Here is a 26,319-nt window from a genome sequence, read left to right as displayed (position 1 = left end):
CAAGGTGGGGAATTTTCTCCGCCAAAAGTGGGTACTTTTATTATGCCATTCACACTTTAAGGTACGGGGGGTATACAACTCCTCTAATAAAGGAAGCTGGGAGGAGTCTGATACTTGGTATATTACATCTGAAGAGGCTGAAGAAATCAGTTCTTCAAGCTCAAGCGGCGTTACAGGGCCGGGAAGCACTACTGGAACCGGTGCATGGCTGAAAGACGGCATAGGTTGGTGGTATTGCAATGCGGACAAAAGCTATACTGTTAATAACTGGCAGTATATTGATGATTTCTGGTATTATTTTAATGAGTCCGGGTATATGGTTACAGGCTGGGTCAATTGGAATTCCAAATGGTATTATTGCGGAGAAAGCGGTGCTATGCTTACAAGTACCACAACACCGGATGGATATGATGTAGGAAGTGATGGTGCGTGGGTCCAATCATAAGGTATATAGAATACTGAAAAATGCAGAAGGACAGGCGGTTTATATACCTGTCTTTCTGCATGTCAAAACTTATCACAATCAGGTCATCGTAAAGAACAGTGTGTATAAAATGATATGGTTGGAGATGGCTATGTTCTTTATAAGAAGATTTTTAATGATGAAAAATCTTATAATACAAGTCTTGTATTTAATACTGACTCAAACTATAATTAGGTAACCTATACATAAGGAGATGAATGTGAGGAGAGTTATGGATAAAAGAAAGATTAGCAATTTTTTTTTCTTTTGGTCATTTTAGTTGTAGTGTTTTTCATTTTTAGAGTATATACGCTAGGAGATATTTTGAACTGTATTGTTGAATTCAATTTAGAGACAACACAGGAAAATGCCGTTTGGCTTTTTTTAACCTATTGGGGTGAAATTTTAATAATTCTAGTAGTTTGGGATTGGCTTACATTGAAAATTTATGTGGAAGCTGATTATTTATTATATAGGATATCAGCTGATTTATTAAAAAAGAAAAGAATAAGATTATCCATATTGTGTATTAGATTGAAGTATAGTATTAGAAAATTGATGTTTATCTTAAGACTTGGATGGGGAAGGTCTGGTTCTGGGGATAACAACAAGATAGTTTGGAACAGTATCGCAAGGCCTCCAATCAAGGACACTATTTTAGGAATATGTTTTTCTCTTATCAAACTTCCTGCATTAATAGCGATATTTTTGACAGCTATTAGTCTGAAATACTTTGAGTTAAATGATATACAAAATAAATTGAAGATTCTCAGCAGCTTTGAGTTTGACTTTTGGGAAGCCATTAAATTACTGTCTCCTTTAACAGTTGTTGTACTAATGGTGTTTCTAGGATATTTCATTAGTTTCAGAGGCAGTATACGAAGATCAATAGCACAAGCAAACCGTAAAAAAGTTGAAGATATCATTCAAAAGCAACGAGAATTGGTTGAGGCTATTGGCTGCTCCTTTAATTCGATTTCTTCAAATCTTCAATATGTTATCAATTGTCAAGACCTAGTGGCTGATCTTTGGATTCATAATAGATTTCCTGAATATAATAATAAACAGTACAGCTTAAATAGAGATTGGGATATTGAAAATTACTGTTTTGAGAATATATTAGAATTAGAGCGTATTTCACAAAAGTTCAATGAATTGAATTCAAATGGAAATTGGAAAGCCGCTATGGTTTTTTCTGCCTATAAGTATGAGGTGCTGACGCTTGTAGCAAAAAGCAGCTGGCTGGATTTAAAGAAGTTGAATGAGGCTTTTTTCACTAAAGAAGGTGTGGAAACTTTAATTGCTGCTGACGAGTGTCTGATAATTAAATATTCTAATGAAGAAATTCAGAAAATGCGAAAGAATTACTTGGATGGTATGTCAAAAAGAATTGTTGAAAGCTTAGAATTGCTATATATGCTTCATAGATATTATACTGAGATGAATAAATTACTGGACTTTAAATCGGATAAGGTTGGTAGAGCTTTGAGAATGCTCACGGGCAAAGAGTAAAGGGAATGTTTACATAATTGGAATGATATGTTAAAATTATCAGAACATTAGTTTGCTTGATTTCCATATTTTAATGATAAAAACTGTATGGAGGGGAACATAGTATGGTAAAGAAAAGAAACTCTGAAATAACTATTCGCAGTTCTGCAGCTGAATATCTGACTTACATTGCCTCTGTTGGCAATGACGCAGACAGCTTTGAAGTTCGATATGAAGATGAAAATATATGGCTGACACAAAAGATGCTAGCTACTATTTATGACGTAGATGTTCGTACAATTAATTATCATATTAAGAAGATATTTAATGACTTAGAATTGAGTGATATTTCAGTTATCCGAAATTTTCGGATAACTGCAGATGATGGAAAATCCTATAATACAAAGCACTATAATCTGCAGATGATCATTGCAGTTGGCTTTAAAGTGAATTCAGAGCGGGCGGTTCAATTTCGCAAGTGGGTAAATCAGATTGCCAAAGATTATACAATCAAAGGCTGGGTCATGGATGATGAACGTATTAAGCACGGTACATATTTGACCGAGAAATATTTTGAAGAACAATTAGAACGAATTAGGGAAATTCGTGCCAGTGAACGGAAGTTTTATCAAAAAATAACAGATATTTATGCTACTGCGATAGATTATGATAAGACGGCAAAAGCTACAAGGCGTTTCTATTCGTCCGTTCAAAACAAAATGCATTTCGCCGTACATGGGCATACTGCAGCAGAATTGATTGTAGAACGTGCTGACAGTGAGAAGGAGTATATGGGACTTACTACATGGCAGGATGGACCTGATGGTAAAATAAGACAGTCTGATGTTATAATTGCAAAGAACTATCTGGATGAATTTGAACTTACGCAGTTAAATCGTATGGTAACATCATATCTTGATTTTGCAGAAAATATGGCTTTGAGAAAGATTCCTTTGACTATGCAGGATTGGGAAAAAAGATTGGACTCTTTTATTGAAATGTTTGAATATGGACTGTTAAAAGATGCCGGGAAAGTTTCGGCAGCAATTGCTAAGCTACATGCAGAAACAGAATTTGAAAAGTATCGTATTGTGCAGGATAGATTATTTATGTCAGATTATGATAAATATATACTGGAGTTGGAAGAGAACACTCGTGACAGCGGTGGGGTAAAACGAAGTTGTAAAGGAACTTTCAACTGATAAATGTCCTCTAAAATTTTACTAGAGATTTATTAAGCGTCATGATTTTCGTCTAAATCATGATGCTTTCCAATATCTATTTTATTTTTTTCTAAAATTGAAATCCCTTGATACAAAACTGCTGATACAATACAAAGAATTACAATAGACATTACGACAAGATCCATCTTAAAGAGTTGTGAGTACAAAATGATATGATTTAATATCATGAATGTGGGGAAATAGAGAGAGGATAAGCCATAACATATCATTATAAAGTAGAGAAAGAGCATGGAAGAAAGGGACCTCTAAAAGAAATATGGCGAAGAGTCAGGGATGATAATAATTGAATCAGATAGTTTTATAAGAGTATTTCACATAATATCTGCCATGAAAATATTTTTTGATTAGTGGTAAGCATTAAATAGACTTACAACAAATTTTTGAAATAATGGTTCTGCTCTTGCATAACTATCAACATATATTATATCAGTTTACAAAGCTTACACAAAATTTGAAACTCTCTCTAGAATATATTTGCAATATATATTATAATGAAAATATGTAGTATTTTACCATTTATAATATTTTTGAAAAATGAAATGTAAGTGAAATATGTAGCATATGTAATTATGTATATTATTAACTAATTCATTTTGATCAGTTTTGATTTATTGAAACTCGTCAATAATAATTTAGAGGTGGGCTTATGAAAATATTTTTACCAGACTGTGTCAATGAAAAATCGATTTATAATGATATAATTGAAGAATTGTCTTTATTTTATGCATCATCCAATAAAGATGATATTCCGATAATTTCATTAGTAAAGACTGAGCGAATTGATGCTTCTGCTATAACATTACTAGCTAGTATTATTAATATAATGTGTAATTTTCATAAAAATTCAATATATATCGAAATGGTATATCGCCCAAGATTGCTTTATTTTTTGAACCACATTCAATTCTTAGGTAAATTAAAGAGTATAAAATTTATTGATTATGATAATGAATATATAGGGGGGTTCTCCGATTATATAGATAAAGAATATTATGAAAAGAATAAATTCTATATTCATTATCCTGTAACCGAATATTTATTATATAGCCGTGAAGAGAGAAAAAATTATCGTGATCGCTTGGCAGAACAATTGAATTATGAGGTAATTAGTCAATATATGCCGATATTTAATTCATATAGTTTAGGAGATCAAGTTCTGGATCTTGTAAAAATTAGCATTAGAGAACTGATATCAAATGCCCAGTGTTATAGTAAGAGTTTATGTTATGTATTTTGTCAATGCGGTATTAAGGTGTCGAATACAATTAGGAAATCTATAATTTCTATTGCAGATATTGGTGTGGGATTAAAAAAATCATTGGATTGTCATAAATCGGATTATTTTGCTTATCCATTAGAATATCAACAGATGTTTAAAAGTATTTGTTTATCAATATCAGAGTATGATCGCCGCGTTTATGAAGATTTATTTGTTATATTGGAATGTCTTTATTATTCAGAAATAAACACTTATCAAATGGATCAATATGATTTTGGTAGGGAAGTGAATTTATATATATTAAAAGGATTGATTGTTAATAATAATGGAATAATGCGTATACATTACAAAACAACACAAGTGATTTTCACCTATGATCAATGTAAATACTGTAAGAAATCAATATTGGAATGTATAAGATGTATTATTTATTTTGATAAAATGAATAAAAATAAAACGCCAATAAAAAGGTTTAAAAATAGTTTGGTTGGTGTTCATATAAACGTTGAATTCTACAGGGGGGGACAATGATGATTTCTATGTTAATTGATGATACATGTATATATCTAAATATGCATATCGAACAATTATATTCTGCTATTAATAATGAGAGTAGTTTTAATGATGTAGATAAAATTGATGGATATATAAAATATGATTATATTACTAAAATGACTATTGATAGGCTGGCTAGTTCTATAAATGAATTAAATAAAGATTATTTTAATTATACAATTGTATTAGATATGAATCATATTACCTCTATTCAAGAAAATTTTGTTTGCAAATTTTGTGCGTTATTTCAAAGGTGGAAAAAAATCGATATAGTTAATTCAAACTTGAAGTATAAAAATGATGAAATTTTAAGTATTCAAACTATCAATGGATCTAAAACCTACCTTGATGTTTTTAAAGAAGAATCGTTGGATGTTGTCAAAAAAATATGTGAAAATAATACGGGATACCAGACTGAGACAGGAGTAATATTAGAAACATATATTAACGTTAAAAGAATAGTTGAAAATAATAATCAAATGTTTATTTGGTCTTATATACTTGCAGAATCAATCTATATCAACCCCAATTTTAAAGAAATAGTAAGTATAGAAAAGCCTATTTTATTTTGCCACACTTTGTGTGGAGTAAGTATTGCAGTAATAATAGCTAAATTACTAGGATTAGATATTTTATATATTGACAATTTAGGGCATCATAATCAGATTGATAGTATACATTTTCATAATAGTATTAAACCTAAAAATTATATTGTTGTTGTTGATATGATATGTCAGGGTAATGAAATTTTGCGTGCAATTAACATGATCGAATATATGGGAGGATCTGTAAGTGGGTATTTGAGCTTCATAAAGTTGGATATATCAAACTTGAGAAAATTCGGTATTGAAGAAAATGTAATTATTGTTTCGGCAAGTGATGCCTTTGAGCATTTGAAATATAATATAGGGACTCAGTTATGCGATAAGTGTAAGTCTTTATGCAAAGGAGAAAATACGTGATTAATAGAATGATTTTACATATTTCGGATTTGCATTTGAGTGATAAAGATTCATCGATGTTACAAGATAAAAATTATTTATCTGTTTTTTTATCAACAATTACAAAATTGAAAAAAGAAAAGGAATATAATATTGACACTATAATAATTAGTGGTGATATATATGATAAAGGGGGAGGAGAGAAAACATCAGAAGTTTTTAATAATATTGTCAATAAGGTAAAGACTGAGTTGAACATTAATAATATCTTAGTAGTACCGGGAAATCATGATGTAAACAGAAACTTACTGATTGGTTTGAAGGGGAAAAAGGATATTGACGAAACAGCATTGTGGAAATACCAAAAAGAAAAGTTTGAATATTTTAGTTTATTAAATAAAAGCAAGATAGTGAATGTAGATGTAGAGAAATGTATTGTAAGTATTTTAGAACTCTCTGACTCGAAAGTATTATTTATAGGAATTAATAGTTGTTATAAAATTGGTGAAAATGATGGATGGGGTTATATTAATGTAGAAATGTTAGAAAAAGAATTAACAGAAATACTGATATCAAAATATGATGGTTGGTTAAAAATTGCCATATTTCATCATAGGCCGTATCCATATAAATCAAATCTGGGAATGAATGCATATAATTATCAATCACCAGATGCGTATGGTACATTTGATATGGAAAATTGGAATAAAGTAAAGCCCATTCTTATTAAAAATAATATTAAAACTATTTTTACTGGACATGTTCACGGAACTCAAAGTAGTATGGTAACCGATTTTGAAATGGAAGACGATACAATGTATTTTAGTACAGTTGGAAGTATAGGATTGAATTTTAATAATGAGCTCCTTAATATTCTAAGTAATATTAAAGAAGATACTAACCAAGAAAATAAATTTGATATATTTTTACAGAAATTGAATAAAAAAGAAAGTTATGTTTCAATTTTTAATAATCATAATTCCTTTAATCTTATCGAAGTAGGTACTGCTGAACTTATTAATGAACACGAATATAAATATATTGTTGATGAAGGAAAACCAAGATGGATACGATGGAAAAGTAAGAAAATAAAAAAGGAGGATGAGCAGCTAAAAAAGAAAAATATATTTGCAGAAGAAGAATCGATACCAGACTTACCTGAAAATCAAATCATTGAAGATACTGATTATGGTGAACTTTTATTACAGTTAATAAGAGAAAACAATCTTTATAAAACAGGACATTTTCATCTTAATAAATCATATATGCTTAATTGGATTGATACCTCATATTTTTTATGTAATCGTAAGGCCCTAAATATAGTATCGAAGGGAATTGTTGAGAAATATAAGAAGATATTTGATGACTCGGAATGTGTGATAGGATTAGGTGTAAAGGGAACAATTCTCTTGTCTAGTATTCGATATTCCTTAGGTGATCAAAAAGTTTCTTACTACCCAGGAAGTGGTAATAATGAAAATAAATTTGAGTGCTCTATACCAATTGAAAAGGATAAGTATGAAACAATTACGTTATTAATTGATGTGGTACATACTGGAGAAACTGTTCGTAAGTTTATTAGAGAAAACACAAAATTGTTGGTAGAGAAAAACGCAAAGGTTAATGTGATATGTATAGTTAATACAACAACTGGAGGCGATATAGGAAGAGGATTGTTTTTGAATAAATATAAAATAAGTTTACATGAATTGATGAAACTAAGAGTAAATAACTGTAATGGTGGTGGCGAAGGATGTCCAATTTTTGTGAAAAAGTTGGAGCAAGTATATGTTTTGCAGGAGGAGAATAATGAGAAGAATTAAACCAACTTTTTTTATTGAAACAAATGTTAATAATGAACAAATTCTTGAACAGATTGAAAGGGCGGGTAGAGTCTGTTATAAAAGTGAATCCAAGATAACCAAGGGGTCTTCTGAGCAATTTGTAAAAAATATCTTAAAAAGTGGGCATGAATCGGTTATAGAGCATTGTTCTCTTAGTGTACGAATTATTTGTGACCGAGGTGTGACACATGAAATTGTAAGGCACAGGATAGCAAGTTATAGTCAGGAGAGTACAAGATATTGCAACTATGCATCAAATAAATTTAATAATGAGTTGACTTTTATTGAGCCATGTTTCTGGAAAAAAGAAAATGATATAGATAAATTAAATATTTGGATTCAAACAATGGAATATATTGAAAAGCAATATTTGAAATTGATGGAGTTAGGTGCAACTGCTCAGGAAGCTCGTAGTATATTGCCTAATTCATTAAAAACAGAAATTGTCGTGACTATGAATTTACGTGAATGGAGGCATTTCTTTAGATTAAGGGCAGCCTCTGGTGCGCATCCTCAGATGCAAGAAGTTGCGTTTATGATTTTAGAAAAATTTAAAGAAGAGCTGCCAGTGTTTTTTAATGACATTTAAATATAATGTGTAAGAGATGAACAGGTTCTTTTTATTTGAAACTGGGGATGGAATACTATCCCCAGTTTTTAATAATCTTTTTAACAGTTCGGTTTTTAGTCCGCGCTAAATAGCTAGCTTTGGGATGCCCCCCCTTTGATTTTTTTGTGTCTGTTGTTTAGTGAAATAAAGAATTAAAATTTAATCCTCTTCTCCAGCAAAGTAATCCCCTGATACAAAATGGCCGATACAATACAAAGAATCACAATACTCATAACAACCAGATCCATCTTAAACACCTGGCTTCCGTAAATAATCAAATATCCCAATCCTTTATTCGCCGCCAAAAATTCCCCAATAATAACCCCCACCAGACAAAGTCCAATATTCACCTTCATATTGCTGATAATAAGCGGCACAGAACCAGGCAGCAGCACCTTCAAAAGCACATCCTTTTTCCTGCCCCCCAAAGAATAGATCAATTTAATCTTATTCGGATCAGTCTGGGCAAAGCCGGTGTGCAGGGTCATAATGCATCCAAAAACAGCCACAGAAATCGAGGCCACAATAATAGTTTTAATATTATTTCCCAGCCATACAATCAAGATAGGAGCCAGGGCGGACTTTGGGAGACTGTTAAGCATAACCAGATAAGGCTCTAAAACTTCCGTTATACTGCGGCTGGCCCACAAAAGGATAGCTGTTGCCAGCCCCAGTGTAATAACCAGGAAAAAGCTTATAATAGTTTCCATTACAGTTACACCAATGTGCAGAAAAATGCTTCTGTCCTTTACCATATCAATAAAACAAAGGGTCATCCGGGAGGGGGAACTGAATATGAAATCATTGAGTAATCCAAGGCTTGCGGACAGCTCCCAAAGAGAAAGAAGCAGGACCAGAAGCATAAAACGCCATACCCGTACATTGCGCCGATGAAGCATTTCTTTTTGGATAAATTCCTGCTGTGCTAAAGTGGCATGAGGTTCAATCATCATTTTGCAGCTCCTTCCATACCTGATTGAAATAGACGGAAAATTCCGGCATGTTTCTCCGGGCCAGGGGCCGCACGTAATCCTCGCCAAATGAGGTGGGAATAACGGCTTTGATCCTGCCGGGCCTGCTTGTCAGCACGATAACCCGGTCGGCGACGCTGATGGCCTCGGAAAGGTCGTGTGTGATGAGAATGGCAGTTTTTTCTGTACTTTTTATAATGGAACTGATATCATCGCAGACAGAAAGCCTTGTTTGATAATCCAGTGCAGAAAAAGGTTCATCTAATAAAAGAAGGTCCGGTTCCAGGGCCAGAGTGCGGACCAGTGCGGCACGCTGACGCATACCTCCGGACAGTTCAGACGGCCTTGCCTGCTCAAAGCTTCCAAGACCGTAAGTATGAAGCATTTCATGCAGCTTTTCCTTTGAGCTGCTATTTAATTTTTTCTGAATTTCCAGTCCCAACTGTGCGTTTCCCATGATGGTCCGCCATTCGAAAAGATGGTCTCTTTGAAGCATGTAACCGGTGGATCCTCTGGCTTCTGCCTGGGGAACTCCATCCATGTAAATTTCCCCTTTGTCAGGCGACAAAAGTCCGCTGAGAAGGGATAAAAGGGTTGATTTCCCGCAGCCGGAGGGACCGACGATGGCGAGGAATTCCCCATTTTCTGCGGTAAAAGATATATCGGAAAGGGCCAGTGTCTCACCCTCAAGAGAATGATAGGAGTAACTGACCCCACGAATTTCCAACTTTGGCTTCATAGGTCCTCCTTATATGACATAATCCAACTTCTTTATAGTGTTATGATATGTACTGAAAAAGGGAGTGTGAGGAAAAAGCATTTATAGAGGACGTCTATAAATGCCCCTTATATATAGGCTAAATCAATTAGACTCGAAAGCAGTACCTCTTTATAATAAGTAATAGCGGTAAAATATACATACTAGGAGAAGGTATCATGAAGAAAAATGTATTAAGGACGTTGCTGTGCATCACCATGGCAGCAGCATTGACAGCAGGCTGTGGGGCAAAGCCTGACCAGAAAGCAACGGAATCGAAATCCAATGTAGAAGCTGATCCGGTGGATAAGAAAAAGGTGTATGTATCTTCTGACTGGATACAGAGTGTCATTGACGGAAATCAGGAAGAGTCTTCTGATTATGTTATTCTGGAATGCGGCTGGGGAGAGGAAGCGGACAACCCCGGATATTTGGAAGGACATATTAAAGGGGCGTATCATATGAATACAGATTACGTGGAATCCGAGGAATATTGGAACATCCGCACGCCGGAGGAGATTGAAAAGCTGATGGCTGATTACGGAATTACCAAGGATACGACTGTAATCTGCTACGGAGCAGACGGAACAAATTCCGCTGATGACAGAGTTGCATTTACCCTGTTATGGGCCGGAGTTGAAAATGTAAAATGCCTGGATGGCGGTCTTGAAGCCTGGACAAAGGCCGGATATGGCCTGGATAAAGGCAGTAATAAGCCGAAAGCTACAGACAAAGGCTTTGGAACCAAGGTTCCCGCCCATCCGGAATATATTATTTCTATTGACGAGGTAAAAGAAAAGCTTGCAAATGACAGCAATTTCAAATTGGTGAGCATCAGAAGCAAGGCGGAGTTTTTAGGAGAAACCAGCGGATACGGATATATTGACAAGGCAGGAGAGCCCAAAGGCGCTATCTGGGGCCGGGATACGGACGACGGTTCTTACTTAAAGGAAGACGGAACAACGGTGGGAGTGGACGTGCTGGAAGGATATTTAAAGGAAGCCGGAGCCTCTCTTGATCAGGAACTGGCCTTTTACTGCGGCACAGGCTGGAGAGCCACCGTTCCATTTCTCATCAGTTATGAAAATGGCTATACCAATACAAAACTTTATGACGGAGGCTGGTACCAGTGGCAGATGGACGACACCCTTCCTGTACAGGTAGGTGATCCCGCAGACAGTGCCTGTGAATACACCACCGTAGGAAACCTTTCTGCGGATAAAGCCAAGAAATAAAGAGCGTGAAAACCGGAGTGAGAGGGCCTGAAATGAAGAAAATTGGATATGCTGCATTGACCTTTGCAGAAGTGCTTTTTCTGGCGGGTGCATATCTGGTCCATTATTTTACCCGGAAGAAGATGGGGATGGCCAGATATGTGATTTATAAAAATCAAAGCTGGGAGCGGGCTTTTCCTATGGATGCATTAATGTACACGGCGGTGGCAGTTTTGGCAGTCATAACGCTTTTGCTTTTAGCAGTTTGGATAATAAGACGAAAGGGACAGGGAAAACCTGCCCCTTTCACGTATGCTGCCATGGCAATCCTGACAACGCTGTATGTTTCCTATACCTGCATCAGTTCTACAGAAACCATGAGAGCCTATTATTTTATCAGCCTGCTGCTGGGGGCGGCAGCTTTGCTCCAGATTTTGAAGGCAGGGGCAGCGCTTGTCATATGCGGAAAGAAAAAAGATGAAAGATAAAAAACTTTGGATATTTGCAGGAACCGTCATTGCAATTTGCTGTTTCAATCACATATTTGGCTGGTCTTCCTGCATCAGAGACATGGACAATCTGAATTTTTTAAAGCAGGGGGTCAGGGATAATCTTCCTTATGCCATAACAGTTTATACTCTGCTTACCATAGCAGGCTGTACCTTTCTGGCTCTCCCGGGAATTACATTTGCCGTGTTTGCCGGACTTTTATTCGGCCCGGTGCTGGGCACGTTATGCTGCTCGGCGGCCACTACAATCGGAGCGGCTCTGGCCTTTGGGGCAGGACGGTTCTTTTTAAAAGACAGCATCAAACCGATGGTGATCAGGAATCAATACTTAAACAAGTGGCTGTTTGACAGCCCGGAAGAAAATAAGCTGTTTGTTCTCGCCGTTACAAGGCTCGTCCCAATATTTCCTTACAATCTTCAAAACTTTGCCTATGGCATTACGGATATTAAATTCAGTACCTACATCATTGGTTCCCTGGTCTTTATGCTGCCGGGAACTGCCATGTATACTGTTGGAACAGCCGGGCTTGCGGACAAGGAAAACCGCATGGTGTATCTGACAATTGCAGCGGTATTGGCAGTTGGGGTCATGGGAATCGGAGTGCTTTTAAAGAAGAAATATATACAGGAGGGACAATATGAAAAGTAAGCCGGGAATTACGGATCCGTCTGCATGTACTCATTGTCACGTATGCAGGCATAATTGTCTCTTCCTGGAAAAGTATAACATCGATATCGGAGATGTAAAACAGCTTGAAAAGCTTTCTTACCACTGCTTTTTATGCGGTAAATGCTCCCGGGTCTGTCCTGAGGGAATTGACGGAAGAGAAATTATTTTAGGGATGCGCAGGGAACAGGTAAGGGAGAACAATGGAAAGCTCTGTGAAAAAGGCTATGGAATGGTGGTAAGGGAAAAACAGAACTATTTATTCCGGAATTACGGCCAGGGGATGAAAAAGAGCGTGCTTTTTCCAGGATGCAGTTTTTCTGCCTATTATCCTGAGACAACGGAGTATCTGGCAAAGCTGTTTCAGGAGAAGACGGGAGGGGGAATCGTATTTGACTGCTGCGGAAAGCCCATTGCAGAACTGGGGATGGAGAAGCAGGAACAAGGGATCATTGAACGGATCGAGGAAGGACTGAGAGAAAAGGGCGTGGAGGAAGTGGTTACCATGTGCCCTAACTGCTATGATTTTTTAAAGCCCCGTCTGAATATAAAGACCGTGAGCATATACCAGAAATTGCAGGAGCTGGGAATCGGAAAAGTGCTCGAAGAAAAGCTTACCATATTTCCTCCCTGCCCGGACCGGGAAAGCCGGGAACTGCTTGGAGATATACAGGCCTTTTTAAAGGAAGAGCCGGATATCATTTCCCGTGTGCAGTGCTGCGGACTGGGAGGGTGTGCTGGAAAGAAGGAAAAGGAACTGGCACAGGAGATGGTGAGCAGCATTAGTCAGGAGACAGAGGAAACCGTTTATACCTACTGCGCTTCCTGTTCCGGGAATTTTATGAGAAAGGGATACCATGATACAAAGCATATCCTTTTGGAAATCTTAGAAAGAAAAGAAAGGCCGGATACGGGCCGGTCTGTAATAAACCGCCTCAAGGCGAAGTACCGGAGAGAAGGACAATGACTGGAAAACGTGATATAATGAAAAAAGCAGGAATGATTTTAATAATCGGAGCCGCAGTTATAAGCTATTATGCGGTTCCGTCAGTAAGAGGAACCATGAATCAGGTGTTTCAAATGTTTGCAAGCGGGGACTTTGGAGTGGTGAAGGATTTTATCGCTTCCTGGGGGGCTTATGCGGCTGCAATATCCTTTTTGCTCATGATATTTCAGTCAGTAGCAGCGCCCCTTCCGGCTTTTCTTCTCACCTTTGCAAACGCCAATTTATTCGGCTGGTGGCAGGGCGCCATTCTTTCCTGGACAAGCGCCATGGCAGGGGCGGCGGTATGCTTTTACATTGCAAGAATCCTTGGAAGAGATGCCGCGGAAAAGCTGACAAGCAAAACGGGATTAAAGCAGATTGATGCATTTTTTGAAAAGCATGGAAAAAATACGGTGTTAATCTGCCGCCTTCTGCCTTTTGTGTCCTTTGACCTGGTAAGCTATGGGGCAGGACTTACGTCTATGTCCTTTGGCTCTTTCTTTCTTGCAACCGGAATCGGACAGCTTCCGGCGACCATTGTTTATTCTTATGTGGGTGGAATGATGACAGGGGGTACCAGGCTGTTTGTGACAGGGCTTCTCTTGCTCTTTGCGCTGTCAGCCCTCATTGTTATGGCAAGAAGAATATATGTGGAAAGACAAATGAAAAAAGGGGGCAGATAAAATGGGTGATTGTCAGGGACAAAGATCAGGTCTTGCAGAGATCAGAGAATTATTCCTCCAGGGAATCGATTGTTCCCAGGTTGTGGCAGGGGAATTTGCAAAGGAACTGGAGATGGACAAAGAGCTGCTTTGGAAGGTTTCCTCCTGCTTTGGAGGGGGAATGCAGTGTGCAGAAACCTGCGGCGCTGTCACAGGCGCCTTGATGGTTCTCGGGATGAAGTATGGGCACAGCAAAGAAGGCGACGTCCTTCAGAAAGAGATGATGAAGCAGAAAACAGCAAAATTTAAGCGGATGTTTGCGGAAAAATATCCCTCCTGCATCTGCCGTGATTTGCTGGGACATGATATTTCCAGGAGGGAAGAACTGGAAAAGGTTATGGAAAAGGGGCTGTTTCTCCAGTTCTGCCCCAAAGTCGTAGAGGACACAATAGAAATTTTATGGAAGATTGTATAGATGAAACAGGCGATTATCATATTTACGAGAGTACCGGTTCCGGGAAAGACAAAGACCAGACTGATGAATACCCTTACGCCCCGGCAGTGTGCAAAGCTTCATATCTGTTTCCTAAAGGACATCTGCAGGGAATGTGAAAAATGCGGAGCGGATATTTTTATCTGCCATACACCGGATGGGGAAAAGGAGCAGAGGCTTCTGAAGGAAATTATGGGAGAGCAGAAAGGGTATTTCGGGCAGCAGGGGGAACATCTGGGGGAACGGATGCACCGGGCCTTTGAAGAAGTGTTTTCCAGGGGATACGGCCAGTGTATTCTCATTGGAACGGATATTCCTGAGCTGCGGTTCGGTTATCTTAAACAGGCCTTTAAGGTGCTTGAAAACCGGGATGTGGTCTTTGGGAAAACCTATGACGGAGGGTATTATCTCATAGGACTGAAAAAGCCCTGTCCCGAAGCCTTTGGCCTTGGCCGCTATGGTCATGGGCATGTTTTGGAAGACACTGTAAAGATCCTATCCCAGGCTGGAATAACGGTTGGTTATACAAAAAAGCTTTGGGATATAGACACCCTGTCAGATTTGAAAGAGTACCGGAAACGGATGCAAACCAGGGAAAGCCTAAAGCATAGAAAAACCGGGCAATATGTTACCCAAATTGCCTCTGTTTCCATCATTATTCCGATTTATAATGAGGAAAAAGATATTGAAAAGCTGCAGGAACGGCTGAAAGTGCTGCAGGGAGAATGTGAAATTCTGTTTGTAGACGGAGGAAGTACAGACCGCACCCTGGAACTCATAGACCCCGGATACCGGGTAATTCACAGTGAAAAAGGAAGAGGAAAACAGATGAATGCAGGGGCAAAAGCCAGCTGCGGTGACATCCTGTTTTTTCTGCACTGTGACAGTGAGCTTCCTGAAAGACCTTTGGAAGAAATCAGAAGAGTGATGAGGGATTACCGGGCCGGATGCTTTGGAATTGCATTTCATTCCCGGAACTTTTTTATGTTTACCTGCAGGGTGATTTCCAACCACAGAATCAAGGACAGGAAAGTTATGTTTGGGGATCAGGGGATTTTTATAGACCGGGAATTGTTCTTTGAAGCCGGAATGTTTCCTGAGATTCCCATTATGGAGGACTATCAGTTTTCCCTGGCCTTGAAGGAAATGCAAGTGAAGCTTGGAATGACAGGGAAACGGATTTATACGTCGGACAGGCGTTTTCCCAAAGGTACAATACCGAAATTGAAACTCATGTGGAAGATGAACCGGCTCCGGAGCATGTACCGGAAGGGGTTTCCCATTGAAAAAATCTCGGACATGTACCGGGATGTGAGATAGGCGGAGGAAAGATGAATCAGGTACAGGGATTGACAGAGTATATCAGGCGGAGCAGATACCGGGAAGGTCTGGGGCTTCCAAAGAAGGTGACAGAGGAGTACCGGATGCTGGCCCAGGGGGAATATAACAGAAACTATCTGTTTCTTCATCCGGTTACAGGCAAAAAGCTGATTCTGCGGGTGAATTTTGGAAGTCAGATGCATCTGGAGAACCAGATTGAATACGAATACAAGGCGCTGGAGCTGTTAAAGGGCTCAGGGCGGACCCCGAAGCCATTGTATGTGGATGGAACAAAAGAGCATATCCCATATGGAATTATGGTAATGGAGTACCTTCCGGGACATGCACTGGATTATGAAAGGGAGCTTTATTACGGGGCGGATTGTCTGGCGGATATACACAGTGTCCCCATTGCCGGGGATCATTCTCTTATTGTTCCGGAAAACCCTTTAAGAGCGGTTCTGGAAGAGTGCGAGGAGATGTTTTTAAAGTATGAGGAGTCTGATCCGGGAGACAGGGAAAAGAAGAAAAAGATAAGACGGCTGCTGAAAAAGGGATGGGAGCGGGCGGACAGTTTGGAGAGTCCTATTTACCGCTGCTGCATTAATACAGAGCTGAATTCCACCAATTTCCTTATCAATGGGGAAAAGGGAGAGAATTATCTGATTGACTGGGAAAAGCCCCTTTACGGGGACCCGGCTCAGGACCTGGGACATTTTCTTGCACCTACCACCACCTTCTGGAAAACAGATGTGATCCTGGAAAAGGAACAGATGGAGAATTTTATGGAGGTGTACCTGGAAAAGGCCGCTGGAAGGTTTGATACAAAGGGGTTAAAGGAACGGACAAGGGCATATATTCCGGTTACATGTTTACGGGGAATTACCTGGTGCGCTATGGCCTGGGTGGAATATCAAAAGCCGGATAAGGAAATATTCAATGAGTCTACGGCCCGGAAGCTGGAAGCCTACTTAAGCCATGGATTTTTGAACAGGATAGGAAAGATTGTGGATTGATAGAAAGTATCTATAGGTATATGGAATAAATGAATAGGTAATTCCGGCACTTTCACTTGAATGAGCAGGGAGAAGCCTTTATAATTGTCATCATGCAGTGTCAAAATCAGAGACAGACACTGAGAAACCCAGGAGGAAAAGGTTTATTATGAAAAAGAAATTTTTAGTACTTATGTTAACATCAGCAATGACAGCATCCATGATTGCAGGCTGCGGTTCAGGAAATGCCGTAGTAAGCAAAGAAACAGCAGCAGCAGAAAGTACAGCAGCGGCAGAAAGCACATCAGCAGGAGAGAGTGCGGCAGCAGCAGAAAGCACTTCAAACGAAGAATACCAGTTCGTATCTGCCCAGGATGCAGTGAAAGCGGCGGCTGACGGAAGCGCCCATGTCCTTGATGTAAGAGAGTGGTCAAATTATGGGGCAGGAAGAGTTGCTAATTCAGAATGGCAGCCTATTTTCCCGTTAGAGGACGAGTCCCTGGCAGATAATATGAAGGCATATGCGGAAGAAAACTTAAAAGATGGTGAAAAAATTTATATCATCTGCAACAGCGGCCAGAGAGGAGCCCAGAAGACTACAACAGTCCTGGAGGAAGCTGGAATTGACAAAAACTTAATCTATACCGTTGAGGGAGGCGCAAAGGCTCTGGCAAAGGAAAATGGAGCTCTTACAACAAACCGTGTAGAAGAGGGAATTGAGTGGAAGTATGCCAAGGCAGCAGATGTACTTGCCAAGGAGAATGTACAGATCGTGGATGTGCGTGATGATGCTGCATATGCAGAGGGTCATTTGGAAAACTCTGTTCAGGTGAATTTAAAGGATTTTGAAAACGCTGATGCCCAGAAGTCTATGTTTGACCTGGCAGCAGATCTCAATAAAGACGAGCCGGTGTATTTCTTATGCTACAGCGGAAATAAAGTCGCTAAAACAGCCATTTCTGTCTTAAAGGATGCAGGCTTTGATGAAAATAACCTGTTTATCATTGAAGGCGGAGCAAAGGACAGTGACGTTCAGGCGGCATTTGTAAAATAATAAACTGCATAGAGTAATAAGAGACGGAGACGTGAGATGAAAAAGAGAATTTCGGCAGCGCTGCTGGCAATGGCTATAGCCATTTCCATGACAGCCTGCGGGAACGGAGAAAAGACAAAAGACGAGACAACACAGGTCACAGAAGCGGCAGAAAAGTCCTTTGACAGCCTGATAGAAGAAGCAAAAGGGACAGTTGTTACATTTTATGGCTGGGGCGGAGATGAAAAGCTGAATCAGTGGCTGGACAATACCTTCGCCGCTGTCATGAAGGAAAAATATGATATTACCATGGAGCGTGTCCCTATGGACATTGACCAGGTATTAAGCCAGTTGTCGGGAGAAATCCAGGCAGGGGAAAAAGACGGAGCCATTGATATGATCTGGATTAACGGGGAAAACTTCCGGTCAGCAAAGGAAAATAACATGCTGTACGGACCCTTTGCAGATCAGCTTCCCAATTTCCAGAATTATATTGATCCGGAGTCTGAGGACGTAACCCTTGACTTTGCATATCCCATTGAGGGCTTTGAAGCTCCTTATGGAAAGGCACAGATCGTATTGATTGCAGATACGGCCGTAACACCTGACCTTCCTAAGAGTGCGCAGGACTTAAAAGAGTTCGTACGCAAGTATCCGGGAAAGGTGACTTACCCGGCTCTGCCTGATTTTACAGGAAGTGCATTCGTGAGAAACATCATTTATGAAATCTGCGGATATGAACAGTTTTTGGATATGGAAGCGGATAAAGAGACTGTGAAAGCGGCTGTAGAACCTGCCATGGCGTATTTAAGAGAACTGAATCCCTATTTGTGGAATGAAGGGAAGACCTTCCCGGATTCCTCACCGACTCTGGACAATATGTTTTCAGACGGAGAGGTGGTTCTGAATATGACTTATGATGCTTACGGAACTGCCGTCAAAATAGCAGACGGAGCTTATACTGAAACAACCCAGTCATTTCAGTTTGACAAAGGAACTATCGGAAACACCAATTTCATGGCCATTGCAGCCAATTCCGGAAATAAAGCGGGAGCCATGGCAGCAATCAATGAAATGCTGTCTCCTGAAATCCAGGCAGACCGCTATAAGACCATGAAGGTGATTCCAGTTCTTGATAATTCAAAGCTTTCCAAAGAACAGAAAGAGGCATTTGATCAGGTAGATCTTGGGAAAGGAACCATTCCCCAGGATGAGCTTTTATCAAAACGCCTTCCGGAAATGCCTGCCCAGCTTGTTCCGCTGATTGAGGAAATATGGGCAGAGGAAGTGGCAGGAAAATAATGAAAGAAAAGCTGATGCCATACTTGCTTCTGGCTCCCCAATTGTTACTTACCATTTTATTTATGATAGGACTAATTACTGGAATTACCCAAAGTTTAGGGGTAATTCCAGCTTTTGGGTTAAAGGAGCCAACTTATTTTTACTATAAAGAGGTACTGTCACGGCCTGATATGGTCCAGTCCCTGCTGTACAGCCTTAAAATTGCCCTGATTTCGGCAGTTTTGGCAACGGCGGGAGGCGTGTTTTTTTGTAGCATATGCGTTATAAAACAAAAAAACAGAGGAATGATGATGGGGATTATCCAGCTTCCCATTATCATTCCTCACGTTATGGCGGCCCTTTTTATCATTAATATTTTTTCCAGAAACGGAATTCTTGCAAGAACCGCATATGCCCTGGGCATGATCCGGGAGCAGTCCCAGTTTCCTATGGTCATTTATGATTCTCACGGAATCGGAATTATTCTGGCTTATCTGTGGAAGGAAATTCCCTTTATTATTTATTTCGTCATCGGGCTGATGGCAAATATTAATGGAAACCTGGGAGAGGCAGCCGTAAACTTAGGAGCAGGGCCGTGGACGGTATTTTGGAAGGTGACCCTGCCCTTATGCAGAAATACAATTGTAAGCGGCTTTCTGATTATTTTTGTATTTGCCCTTGGAGCTTATGAGCTTCCCCTTCTTTTAGGGGCTACAATTCCCAAAGCACTGCCTGTTCTGGCATATCAGCAGTATATCCACCCGGATTTAAGAAACCGGCCTTATGCCATGGCTCTCAATGGAATCATTATTGCAGTCTCTCTTTTAAGCGCCTTGATTTATTTTTTAATGATGCAGAAAAATATGAAACATTTGACGGATGAGACACAGCTATGAAGAAAAAAAGAAAGCCGGTGCTTGCCAATATAATCCTGTGTATGCTGATTGCCGGGATTCTTGTGCCTGCAGCCACTTTATTCATATGGATATTTACAGAACGGTGGACATGGCCGGAGCTGATCCCTCAGGTGTTTTCCAAAAGGGCGGTTCTGGAGGTGACGGGAAGAAAAAGAGAGCTTTTGCAGATATTGGGGTCAAGTATTCTGATCTCGGGGGTTACGGCGGTTTTATCCGGAGTGATCGGCCTGATGACGGCAAGAGCCCTGACCTTATACTGCTTTCCCGGGAAAAGACTGATGTATTTTTTCACCATCCTTCCCTTTATGGTGCCTGCCACTGTATTTGCAATGGGAATACAGGTCACATTTATTAAAATGGGACTGAATAACAGAATTTCAGGAGTTATCATCGCCCATCTGATTTCTTCCCTTCCTTATGCGGTACGCCTCATTATGGAGGGAACCCAGGCAGTGGGAAACCGTCTGGAAGAGCAGGCACGGGTACTGGGAGCCTCTCCGTTCCAGGCCTTTTATAAGGTATCCCTGCCGGTGCTGATGCCTGTCATTCTCCCAGCCATAAGCATGTCCTATGTGGTTTCTTTCAGCCAGTATTTTCTCACGCTGATGATCGGAGGGGGAAAGGTAAAGACCTTTGCTATTGTTATGGTTCCCTATCTCCAAAGCGGAAACAGAAATATTGCCAGTATTTACAGCGGAATTTTTCTCGGCGTTACCTTGGCGGTATTTGCTTTATTGGAAGGTGCTGCCGGGCGCTGGCTGAAAAGAGGCGGGGGAGAATTTTATACATCGGAATAACATGGATCAGGTGAATTTACCCACAGAGTAAAGAGAGGCCCTCCCTGGGGGCAGGAAAAGGAAAAAGTCATGAGTCTTACTATTGAAAATCTAAAGGTAGCGCTGCAAAAAAAGGAGATTCTTCACGGAATCAGTCTGTATATGGAGGAAGGGGAGTTTATTTCCCTTTTAGGGCCCTCCGGCTGCGGGAAGACCACGCTTTTAAAAAGCATAGCAGGACTTCTGAAAATCGGGCAGGGAGATATTCTCGTTCACAATACCTCGGTTGTAGAAATGCCCCCTGAAAAGAGAGGCATGGTTATTGTATTTCAGGATTTAAGGCTGTTTCCCCATATGACCGTAGAACGAAACATCGGATTTCCCATGGAGATTCAGAAGGTGCCGAAAGATGTCAGAAAAGAACGGGTAAAACGGCTGCTGGAGGAAGTACAGCTTTCAGGCTTTGAGAACCGGAGGGTGAAGGATATGTCCGGTGGACAGAAGCAGAGAGTTGCCCTGGCAAGAGCTCTTGCTGCCGATCCGGAAATCCTGCTTTTAGATGAACCCTTTTCAGGCCTTGACGAACATTTGAGGCTGGAGATGGGGAATCTTGTGAAGAAACTTCACCAGGAGCGGAACATTACCACCATCCTGGTGACTCATGAAAAGAGAGAAGCCCTCCAAATGTCGGACAGAATTGCGCTTATGAGCGGCGGACAGATTTTGCAGTATGACACTCCGAAGAACATATTCCGTAAGCCAGCCTCCAAAGAGGCGGCGGAATACTTTGGAAAGGCAAACTATGTGAAAGGAAGGGTTGAAAATCACAGGTTTTGCAGCAGGCTGTTTGAGGCGGATACAGATCTGGAGGATGGGGATTATGAGGCAATGGTCAGGCCCCTTTCCGTAAGGCTTGAAAAAGGGGGAACGGATACCATTTTAAACATCACCTTTATGGGAGAAATGGCAGAGGTGGAGATAGAGACACCGGAGGGAAGCGTATTAAGCCATATGCCAAGCCTCAGGCTGGAGGAGCTGGAACTGGAGCAGGGAGGACAGGCCCGTATTATAATAGAAGAAAAAGAAACTGCATGGTTTCGCAGAGAAGGGGGAGATTAGATGAAGCACATCGTATTTGACTGTGACAATACATTTGGAGTAAAGGACTGTGATGTGGATGACGGCCTTGCTCTCATGTACCTCCTTGGCAGCCCATCGGCGAAGCTGCACGGGATTACGGCAACCTATGGCAATAACCGGCTGGATGTCGTATACAATACACTTCAAACCATGTTAAAGGAACTGGGGCGTGAAGACATTCCGGTGAAGATGGGAGGGAAAGCCTGCGGAGCCTATGAAAGCGAGGCAGCAGATTACCTTGCCCAAATGGCGGATCAATACAAGGGAGAATTGTCTATTCTTGCAACAGGCTCTCTTACCAACCTTCGGGGAGCCTATGAAAGGGACCGGAATTTCTTTAAAAATGTAAAGGAAATTGTGGTAATGGGAGGAATTACAAGCCCTCTTGTTTTTGAAAAAAAGGTGATGGATGAACTTAACTTTTCCTGCGATCCCCTGGCCTCCTGGACGGTTCTGACAAAAGGAAGAAACCTCTCTGTGATTACAGGAAACAACTGTCTGAAGGTGCTGTTTACAAAAGCGGAATACAAAGAACGTTTATTTACCTCAGATAACAAAGCTGCTTCTTACATACGCACAAAAACCGATTACTGGTTTGGATATAATGAAGAGGATTACGGCATCAAAGGATTTTATAACTGGGATGTGACGGCAGCGGTATATCTGATGCATCCGGAACTGTTTATGGATGAGAGGAAAACATTTCTGGTTTCCCAAGAGGATTTAAAGCGGGGATATCTGCGAGAAGCGGAGGAGGGAAACTGTGTGTGCAATCTTCCTGTAATCGGAGAAGAAGGTCTGTATAAGGATCATATCTACCATACATGGCTTCAGGTTCCCATGGTATAAACTTTCGGAATCCCGAAAAAAACCAAAAAACCCTTGCAATGCAGAGTGAACAGTGCTATACTGTTTAAGATAACATGAATATTTGGCTGGAAAAGAGTGGGCATATGTCCACTCTTTCAATTTTGTGTAAGAGAAGGCTGAAGAATAAAGGCGGTTTGGAAAGGTGGGAAGAATATGACAAAAAGAGAAGATTACGAGGTGAAGACGGAACGTTTTCTGCAGCCTCTTGTGGAAGAAAACCATTTCGAACTGGTTGATGTGGAATATATAAAAGAAGCAGGAAACTGGTATCTGAGAGCTTATATAGATAAAGAAGGCGGAATTACGGTAGATGACTGTGAGGTCATAAGCCGCAGGCTGGGAGAATGGCTGGATGAAAAGGACTTTATTGCAGATAGTTATATTTTAGAGGTCAGTTCTCCAGGCCTTGGAAGGCCCCTTAAAAAGGAAAAGGACTTTGAGAGAAGCATCGGAAATGATGTGGATATCAGGCTGTATAAGCCCCTTAACAAGCAAAAGGAATTTACAGGAACACTGAAAGCGTATGACAAGGAAACTGTGACCATTACCCTGGAGGATGGAGCGGAGCTTGAGCTGAACCGGCGGGAGATCGCATTGATCCGTCTGGCATTTGATTTCTAAACAGTAAGTATATTAGGAGGATAAAAAAATGAATAAGGAACTGTTAGAAGCACTGAATATTCTGGAAAAGGAGAATAATATCAGCAAAGACACCCTGTTGGAAGCCATCGAAAATTCTCTCATTACAGCGTGCAAGAACCACTTCGGGAAAGCGGATAATGTAAAAGTCAGCATCAACCGTGAAACCTGTGATTTCAATGTTTATGCGGAAAAAGAAGTGGTTGAAACAGTGGAAGATCCTCTTCTTCAGATCAGCCTGGCAGAGGCTAAGATGACAGATCCCAAATACGATATCGGAGATGTGATCCAGACTCCCATTGATTCCAAGAAGTTCGGCAGAATTGCCACCCAGAATGCAAAGAACGTAATCCTTCAGAAGATCCGTGAAGAAGGAAGAAAATCTCTTTTCAACGACTGGTACTGCCAGGAGAGAGAAGTTGTTCCGGGCATTGTGCAGAGATATTTAGGCAGGAATGTGAGCATCAACTTAGGAAAGGTGGATGCCATTCTCAATGAGACTGAGATGGTAAAAGGAGAGGTATTTAAACCAACTGAAAGGATCAAGGTTTTTGTCCTGGAGGTAAAGGATACACCAAAAGGTCCAAGAATTTCCGTTTCCAGAACTCATCCGGATCTGGTGAAGCGCCTCTTTGAATCTGAGGTTGCAGAGGTAAAGGATGGAACTGTTGAAATAAAGGCCATTGCAAGAGAAGCCGGTTCCAGAACCAAGATTGCAGTGAAATCCAACGATTCCAATGTAGACCCGGTGGGAGCATGCGTAGGCTTAAACGGAGCCAGGGTCAATTTCATCGTCAGTGAGCTGAGAGGGGAGAAAATCGATATCATCAACTGGGATGATAACCCTGCGTACTTAATTGAAAATGCATTGAGCCCGGCAAAGGTTATCTGTGTTGTGGCAGATGAAGAATCAAAGGAGGCACAGGTCATTGTGCCGGATTACCAGCTTTCCCTTGCCATTGGTAAGGAAGGACAGAACGCCAGGCTTGCAGCAAGGCTGACCGGTTTTAAGATTGACATCAAGAGTGAGACACAGGCAAGAGAACTGGGACTTTTTGAAGAGCTGGGGCTTGAATATCAGGAGGAACATACCGGATATGAAAGCTACGGAAACGTTCAGGATGAAGTGCACGGCTATGAGCCGGAGGTTGAAAACGACTACCAGGAAAGCAGCCTGGAGGGAGATCACCAGGAATAAAGAAAACAGGAAGTGATGGAACGTGAGTACAAAAAAGATACCGCTAAGACAGTGTGTTGGCTGTGGTGAGATGAAAAGTAAAAAAGAGATGATTCGTGTGCTGAAAACCCCGGAGGATGAACTGATTCTTGACACAACCGGACGTAAAAACGGACGGGGGGCTTATATCTGCCCTTCTATGGAGTGTTTTAAGAAAGCAGTGAAAAGCAAAGGACTGGAACGTTCTTTCAAGATGGCTATTCCAAAGGAAGTATACGAAACCCTTGAAAAGGAGATGGAGCAGTTTGGATAACAGACAGAAAATCCTGGGCATGATCGGCCTGGCCACAAAGGCGGGAAAGATCGCCAGCGGAGAATTCATGACAGAAAATTCCGTTAAGGCGGGTAAGGCAAGTCTGGTGATCATTTCTGAGGAGGCCTCAGATAACACCAGAAAGATGTTTACCAATATGTGTACTCACTATAAGGTTCCAATCTATTTCTTCGCAAGTAAGAATGAACTGGGCCACGCTATGGGCAAGGAGATGAGAACCTCTCTTGCAATCGTGGATAATGGGTTTGCAAAGGCAGTCGTGAAACTAATGAATACAGAGGCAGAACGTGCACAGAATGGAGGAAAGCATGAGAGTATATGATTTGGCAAAGGAACTGGGAAAGGATAGCAGTAAGGAAGTACTGGATATCCTGGAAAAGCATAATATAAATTTAAAAAGTTCTTCCAATGTTACGGATGAACATGTGGCGATTGTAAAGAAGGAGATGGGCGGCAAGCCCCAGGGTTCTTCCCCAGCCCGTTCCAGCGAACCGGCAGGAGAGGGTGATGCTCCTAAGAAAAAGATCGCAGCAGTATACAGGCCTCAGAATGCCCAGATGAAGCCTCAGGGCCAGGGCGGCAGAGATGGAAGAGGCCAGCAAAGAAGTGACGGCAGACCTTACCAGGCTCCAGGCCAGGGCGGTGCTCCCAGAGATTATGCAGGAAGAGGAGAGCAGACTGGAGAGCAGTCCGGAACCGGAGAGCAGGGAAGCCGTGAAGGAAGACCTCAAGGCCAGGGCTATCAGGGAAACCGTGACGGAAGACCTCAGGGCCAGGGCGGCTATCAGGGAAACCGCGACGGAAGACCTCAGGGCCAGGGCTATCAGGGAAACCGTGACGGAAGACCTCAGGGCCAGGGCGGCTATCAGGGAAACCGCGACGGAAGACCTCAGGGCCAGGGCGGCTACCAGGGAAACCGTGACGGAAGACCTCAGGGCCAGGGCGGTTATCAGGGAAATCGTGACGGAAGACCTCAGGGCCAGGGCGGCTATCAGGGAAATCGTGAGGCCAGACCTCAGGGCCAGGGCGGCTACCAGGGAAATCGTGACGGAAGACCTCAGGGTCAGGGCGGTTACCAGGGAAATCGTGACGGAAGACCTCAGGGCCAGGGCGGCTACCAGGGAAATCGTGACGGAAGACCTCAGGGCCAGGGCGGTTACCAGGGAAATCGTGACGGAAGACCTCAGGGTCAGGGCGGTTACCAGGGAAATC

General features: G+C 41.2%; 27 protein-coding genes and 1 pseudogene. 26 read left to right on the top strand and 2 right to left on the bottom strand.

The features are described from left to right. The 7 genes and pseudogenes from V7M78_RS13820 to thyX all read left to right on the top strand — a co-directional run. A pseudogene (locus V7M78_RS13820) lies at positions 1-445 on the top strand (hypothetical protein); the annotation flags it as partial. A 342-nt stretch (positions 446-787) separates the two neighbouring features. Further along, complete coding sequence (locus tag V7M78_RS13815; protein ID WP_333650491.1) at positions 788-1,975, top strand: hypothetical protein; 1,188 nt, start codon at positions 788-790, stop codon at positions 1,973-1,975. A 104-nt stretch (positions 1,976-2,079) separates the two neighbouring features. Beyond that, positions 2,080-3,156: a virulence RhuM family protein gene (locus V7M78_RS13810; protein ID WP_333650489.1), complete on the top strand. Its 1,077-nt coding sequence runs from the start codon at positions 2,080-2,082 to the stop codon at positions 3,154-3,156. Between the two features lie 688 nt (positions 3,157-3,844). Beyond that, positions 3,845-4,948, top strand: a complete 1,104-nt coding sequence (locus tag V7M78_RS13805; RefSeq protein WP_333650487.1) for a hypothetical protein — start codon at positions 3,845-3,847, stop codon at positions 4,946-4,948. Then, complete coding sequence (locus V7M78_RS13800) at positions 4,945-5,934, top strand: hypothetical protein (protein ID WP_333650485.1); 990 nt, start codon at positions 4,945-4,947, stop codon at positions 5,932-5,934. The genes V7M78_RS13805 and V7M78_RS13800 overlap by 4 nt, the downstream gene beginning before the upstream one ends. Next, a complete protein-coding gene (locus V7M78_RS13795; RefSeq protein ID WP_333650483.1) occupies positions 5,931-7,736 on the top strand; it encodes a metallophosphoesterase in 1,806 nt (601 codons plus the stop codon). Before V7M78_RS13800 ends, V7M78_RS13795 begins: the two co-directional genes overlap by 4 nt. Then, positions 7,723-8,346 carry an FAD-dependent thymidylate synthase gene (gene thyX / locus V7M78_RS13790; protein ID WP_333650481.1) on the top strand — a complete coding sequence of 208 codons (624 nt, stop codon included), beginning with the start codon at positions 7,723-7,725 and terminating at the stop codon, positions 8,344-8,346. The genes V7M78_RS13795 and thyX overlap by 14 nt, the downstream gene beginning before the upstream one ends. Before the next feature lie 173 nt (positions 8,347-8,519). Here thyX and V7M78_RS13785 read toward each other — a convergent pair whose 3' ends face one another. Continuing rightward, positions 8,520-9,317: an ABC transporter permease gene (locus V7M78_RS13785; RefSeq protein WP_333650497.1), complete on the bottom strand. Its 798-nt coding sequence runs from the start codon at positions 9,315-9,317 to the stop codon at positions 8,520-8,522. After that, positions 9,310-10,077, bottom strand: coding sequence for an ABC transporter ATP-binding protein (locus tag V7M78_RS13780; RefSeq protein ID WP_333650479.1), 768 nt, complete (start codon positions 10,075-10,077; stop codon positions 9,310-9,312). Before V7M78_RS13780 ends, V7M78_RS13785 begins: the two co-directional genes overlap by 8 nt. Positions 10,078-10,274: 197 nt before the next feature. Between V7M78_RS13780 and V7M78_RS13775 the strand changes: the two genes are divergently transcribed. From V7M78_RS13775 to V7M78_RS13685, 19 genes are all read left to right on the top strand, one after another. Continuing rightward, a complete protein-coding gene (locus V7M78_RS13775) occupies positions 10,275-11,330 on the top strand; it encodes a sulfurtransferase (RefSeq protein ID WP_333650477.1) in 1,056 nt (351 codons plus the stop codon). Positions 11,331-11,362: 32 nt separating this feature from the next. After that, positions 11,363-11,797, top strand: a complete 435-nt coding sequence (locus tag V7M78_RS13770; RefSeq protein WP_333650475.1) for a hypothetical protein — start codon at positions 11,363-11,365, stop codon at positions 11,795-11,797. Beyond that, positions 11,787-12,467: a TVP38/TMEM64 family protein gene (locus tag V7M78_RS13765; RefSeq protein ID WP_333650474.1), complete on the top strand. Its 681-nt coding sequence runs from the start codon at positions 11,787-11,789 to the stop codon at positions 12,465-12,467. The genes V7M78_RS13770 and V7M78_RS13765 overlap by 11 nt, the downstream gene beginning before the upstream one ends. After that, positions 12,457-13,452, top strand: a complete 996-nt coding sequence (locus V7M78_RS13760) for a (Fe-S)-binding protein (protein ID WP_333650472.1) — start codon at positions 12,457-12,459, stop codon at positions 13,450-13,452. Before V7M78_RS13765 ends, V7M78_RS13760 begins: the two co-directional genes overlap by 11 nt. A 17-nt stretch (positions 13,453-13,469) precedes the next feature. Continuing rightward, positions 13,470-14,153, top strand: coding sequence for a TVP38/TMEM64 family protein (locus V7M78_RS13755; RefSeq protein ID WP_442914659.1), 684 nt, complete (start codon positions 13,470-13,472; stop codon positions 14,151-14,153). Position 14,154: 1 nt separating this feature from the next. Continuing rightward, positions 14,155-14,607: a C-GCAxxG-C-C family protein gene (locus V7M78_RS13750; protein WP_333650468.1), complete on the top strand. Its 453-nt coding sequence runs from the start codon at positions 14,155-14,157 to the stop codon at positions 14,605-14,607. Next, positions 14,608-15,945 (top strand): TIGR04283 family arsenosugar biosynthesis glycosyltransferase, encoded by a 1,338-nt coding sequence (locus V7M78_RS13745; RefSeq protein WP_333650466.1) that lies wholly within the window; start codon positions 14,608-14,610, stop codon positions 15,943-15,945. It begins immediately after the preceding gene. A gap of 11 nt (positions 15,946-15,956) precedes the next feature. Beyond that, complete coding sequence (locus V7M78_RS13740; RefSeq protein ID WP_333650464.1) at positions 15,957-16,961, top strand: phosphotransferase family protein; 1,005 nt, start codon at positions 15,957-15,959, stop codon at positions 16,959-16,961. 148 nt (positions 16,962-17,109) lie between these two features. After that, positions 17,110-17,994, top strand: coding sequence for a rhodanese-like domain-containing protein (locus V7M78_RS13735; RefSeq protein WP_333650462.1), 885 nt, complete (start codon positions 17,110-17,112; stop codon positions 17,992-17,994). A 36-nt stretch (positions 17,995-18,030) separates the two neighbouring features. Continuing rightward, entirely contained in the window at positions 18,031-19,275 is a 1,245-nt protein-coding gene (locus V7M78_RS13730; protein WP_333650460.1) for an ABC transporter substrate-binding protein, read from the top strand. Further along, the gene (locus tag V7M78_RS13725; RefSeq protein ID WP_333650458.1) at positions 19,275-20,150 is read left to right on the top strand and encodes an ABC transporter permease; all 876 of its coding nucleotides are present in this window, start codon (positions 19,275-19,277) and stop codon (positions 20,148-20,150) included. The genes V7M78_RS13730 and V7M78_RS13725 overlap by 1 nt, the downstream gene beginning before the upstream one ends. Continuing rightward, on the top strand, positions 20,147-20,968 hold the full coding sequence (locus V7M78_RS13720; protein ID WP_333650456.1) for an ABC transporter permease: 822 nt from the start codon (positions 20,147-20,149) through the stop codon (positions 20,966-20,968). The genes V7M78_RS13725 and V7M78_RS13720 overlap by 4 nt, the downstream gene beginning before the upstream one ends. Positions 20,969-21,037: 69 nt before the next feature. Continuing rightward, complete coding sequence (locus V7M78_RS13715; protein WP_333650454.1) at positions 21,038-22,066, top strand: ABC transporter ATP-binding protein; 1,029 nt, start codon at positions 21,038-21,040, stop codon at positions 22,064-22,066. Next, a complete protein-coding gene (locus V7M78_RS13710; protein WP_333650453.1) occupies positions 22,067-22,936 on the top strand; it encodes a nucleoside hydrolase in 870 nt (289 codons plus the stop codon). A gap of 174 nt (positions 22,937-23,110) precedes the next feature. Next, entirely contained in the window at positions 23,111-23,578 is a 468-nt protein-coding gene (rimP, locus tag V7M78_RS13705) for a ribosome maturation factor RimP (RefSeq protein ID WP_333650451.1), read from the top strand. Between the two features lie 28 nt (positions 23,579-23,606). Next, complete coding sequence (gene nusA, locus V7M78_RS13700) at positions 23,607-24,794, top strand: transcription termination factor NusA (RefSeq protein WP_333650449.1); 1,188 nt, start codon at positions 23,607-23,609, stop codon at positions 24,792-24,794. Positions 24,795-24,816: 22 nt separating this feature from the next. Further along, on the top strand, positions 24,817-25,086 hold the full coding sequence (rnpM, locus tag V7M78_RS13695) for an RNase P modulator RnpM (RefSeq protein WP_333650447.1): 270 nt from the start codon (positions 24,817-24,819) through the stop codon (positions 25,084-25,086). A gap of 19 nt (positions 25,087-25,105) precedes the next feature. Beyond that, a complete protein-coding gene (locus V7M78_RS13690; protein ID WP_442914658.1) occupies positions 25,106-25,429 on the top strand; it encodes a L7Ae/L30e/S12e/Gadd45 family ribosomal protein in 324 nt (107 codons plus the stop codon). Further along, a partial coding sequence (locus V7M78_RS13685) for a translation initiation factor IF-2 N-terminal domain-containing protein (RefSeq protein ID WP_333650443.1) occupies positions 25,416-26,319 on the top strand: 904 nt, incomplete at its 3' end. The genes V7M78_RS13690 and V7M78_RS13685, both read left to right, overlap by 14 nt.

It is taken from the genome of Lacrimispora sp. (assembly GCF_036758025.1).
Classification (GTDB): Bacteria; Bacillota; Clostridia; order Lachnospirales; family Lachnospiraceae; genus Lacrimispora.
Note: the sequence above shows the minus strand (reverse complement) of the source record. Positions and strands in the feature narration are given on the sequence as shown.

Excerpts from the sequence above, each read along its gene's own strand:
- V7M78_RS13690 (WP_442914658.1), top strand. The coding sequence starts at position 25,106 with ATGATCGGCCTGGCCACAAAGGCGGGAAAGATCGCCAGCGGAGAATTC.
- V7M78_RS13800 (WP_333650485.1), top strand. The coding sequence starts at position 4,945 with ATGATGATTTCTATGTTAATTGATGATACATGTATATATCTAAATATG.
- thyX (WP_333650481.1), top strand. The coding sequence starts at position 7,723 with ATGAGAAGAATTAAACCAACTTTTTTTATTGAAACAAATGTTAATAAT.
- V7M78_RS13720 (WP_333650456.1), top strand. The coding sequence starts at position 20,147 with ATGAAGAAAAAAAGAAAGCCGGTGCTTGCCAATATAATCCTGTGTATG.
- V7M78_RS13740 (WP_333650464.1), top strand. The coding sequence starts at position 15,957 with ATGAATCAGGTACAGGGATTGACAGAGTATATCAGGCGGAGCAGATAC.
- V7M78_RS13805 (WP_333650487.1), top strand. The coding sequence starts at position 3,845 with ATGAAAATATTTTTACCAGACTGTGTCAATGAAAAATCGATTTATAAT.
- V7M78_RS13735 (WP_333650462.1), top strand. The coding sequence starts at position 17,110 with ATGAAAAAGAAATTTTTAGTACTTATGTTAACATCAGCAATGACAGCA.
- V7M78_RS13755 (WP_442914659.1), top strand. The coding sequence starts at position 13,470 with ATGAAAAAAGCAGGAATGATTTTAATAATCGGAGCCGCAGTTATAAGC.
- rimP (WP_333650451.1), top strand. The coding sequence starts at position 23,111 with ATGACAAAAAGAGAAGATTACGAGGTGAAGACGGAACGTTTTCTGCAG.
- V7M78_RS13780 (WP_333650479.1), bottom strand. The coding sequence starts at position 10,077 with ATGAAGCCAAAGTTGGAAATTCGTGGGGTCAGTTACTCCTATCATTCT.
- V7M78_RS13775 (WP_333650477.1), top strand. The coding sequence starts at position 10,275 with ATGAAGAAAAATGTATTAAGGACGTTGCTGTGCATCACCATGGCAGCA.
- V7M78_RS13760 (WP_333650472.1), top strand. The coding sequence starts at position 12,457 with ATGAAAAGTAAGCCGGGAATTACGGATCCGTCTGCATGTACTCATTGT.
- V7M78_RS13750 (WP_333650468.1), top strand. The coding sequence starts at position 14,155 with ATGGGTGATTGTCAGGGACAAAGATCAGGTCTTGCAGAGATCAGAGAA.
- V7M78_RS13710 (WP_333650453.1), top strand. The coding sequence starts at position 22,067 with ATGAAGCACATCGTATTTGACTGTGACAATACATTTGGAGTAAAGGAC.
- V7M78_RS13770 (WP_333650475.1), top strand. The coding sequence starts at position 11,363 with ATGAAGAAAATTGGATATGCTGCATTGACCTTTGCAGAAGTGCTTTTT.
- V7M78_RS13745 (WP_333650466.1), top strand. The coding sequence starts at position 14,608 with ATGAAACAGGCGATTATCATATTTACGAGAGTACCGGTTCCGGGAAAG.
- V7M78_RS13715 (WP_333650454.1), top strand. The coding sequence starts at position 21,038 with ATGAGTCTTACTATTGAAAATCTAAAGGTAGCGCTGCAAAAAAAGGAG.
- V7M78_RS13765 (WP_333650474.1), top strand. The coding sequence starts at position 11,787 with ATGAAAGATAAAAAACTTTGGATATTTGCAGGAACCGTCATTGCAATT.
- V7M78_RS13725 (WP_333650458.1), top strand. The coding sequence starts at position 19,275 with ATGAAAGAAAAGCTGATGCCATACTTGCTTCTGGCTCCCCAATTGTTA.
- nusA (WP_333650449.1), top strand. The coding sequence starts at position 23,607 with ATGAATAAGGAACTGTTAGAAGCACTGAATATTCTGGAAAAGGAGAAT.
- V7M78_RS13810 (WP_333650489.1), top strand. The coding sequence starts at position 2,080 with ATGGTAAAGAAAAGAAACTCTGAAATAACTATTCGCAGTTCTGCAGCT.
- V7M78_RS13785 (WP_333650497.1), bottom strand. The coding sequence starts at position 9,317 with ATGATTGAACCTCATGCCACTTTAGCACAGCAGGAATTTATCCAAAAA.
- V7M78_RS13730 (WP_333650460.1), top strand. The coding sequence starts at position 18,031 with ATGAAAAAGAGAATTTCGGCAGCGCTGCTGGCAATGGCTATAGCCATT.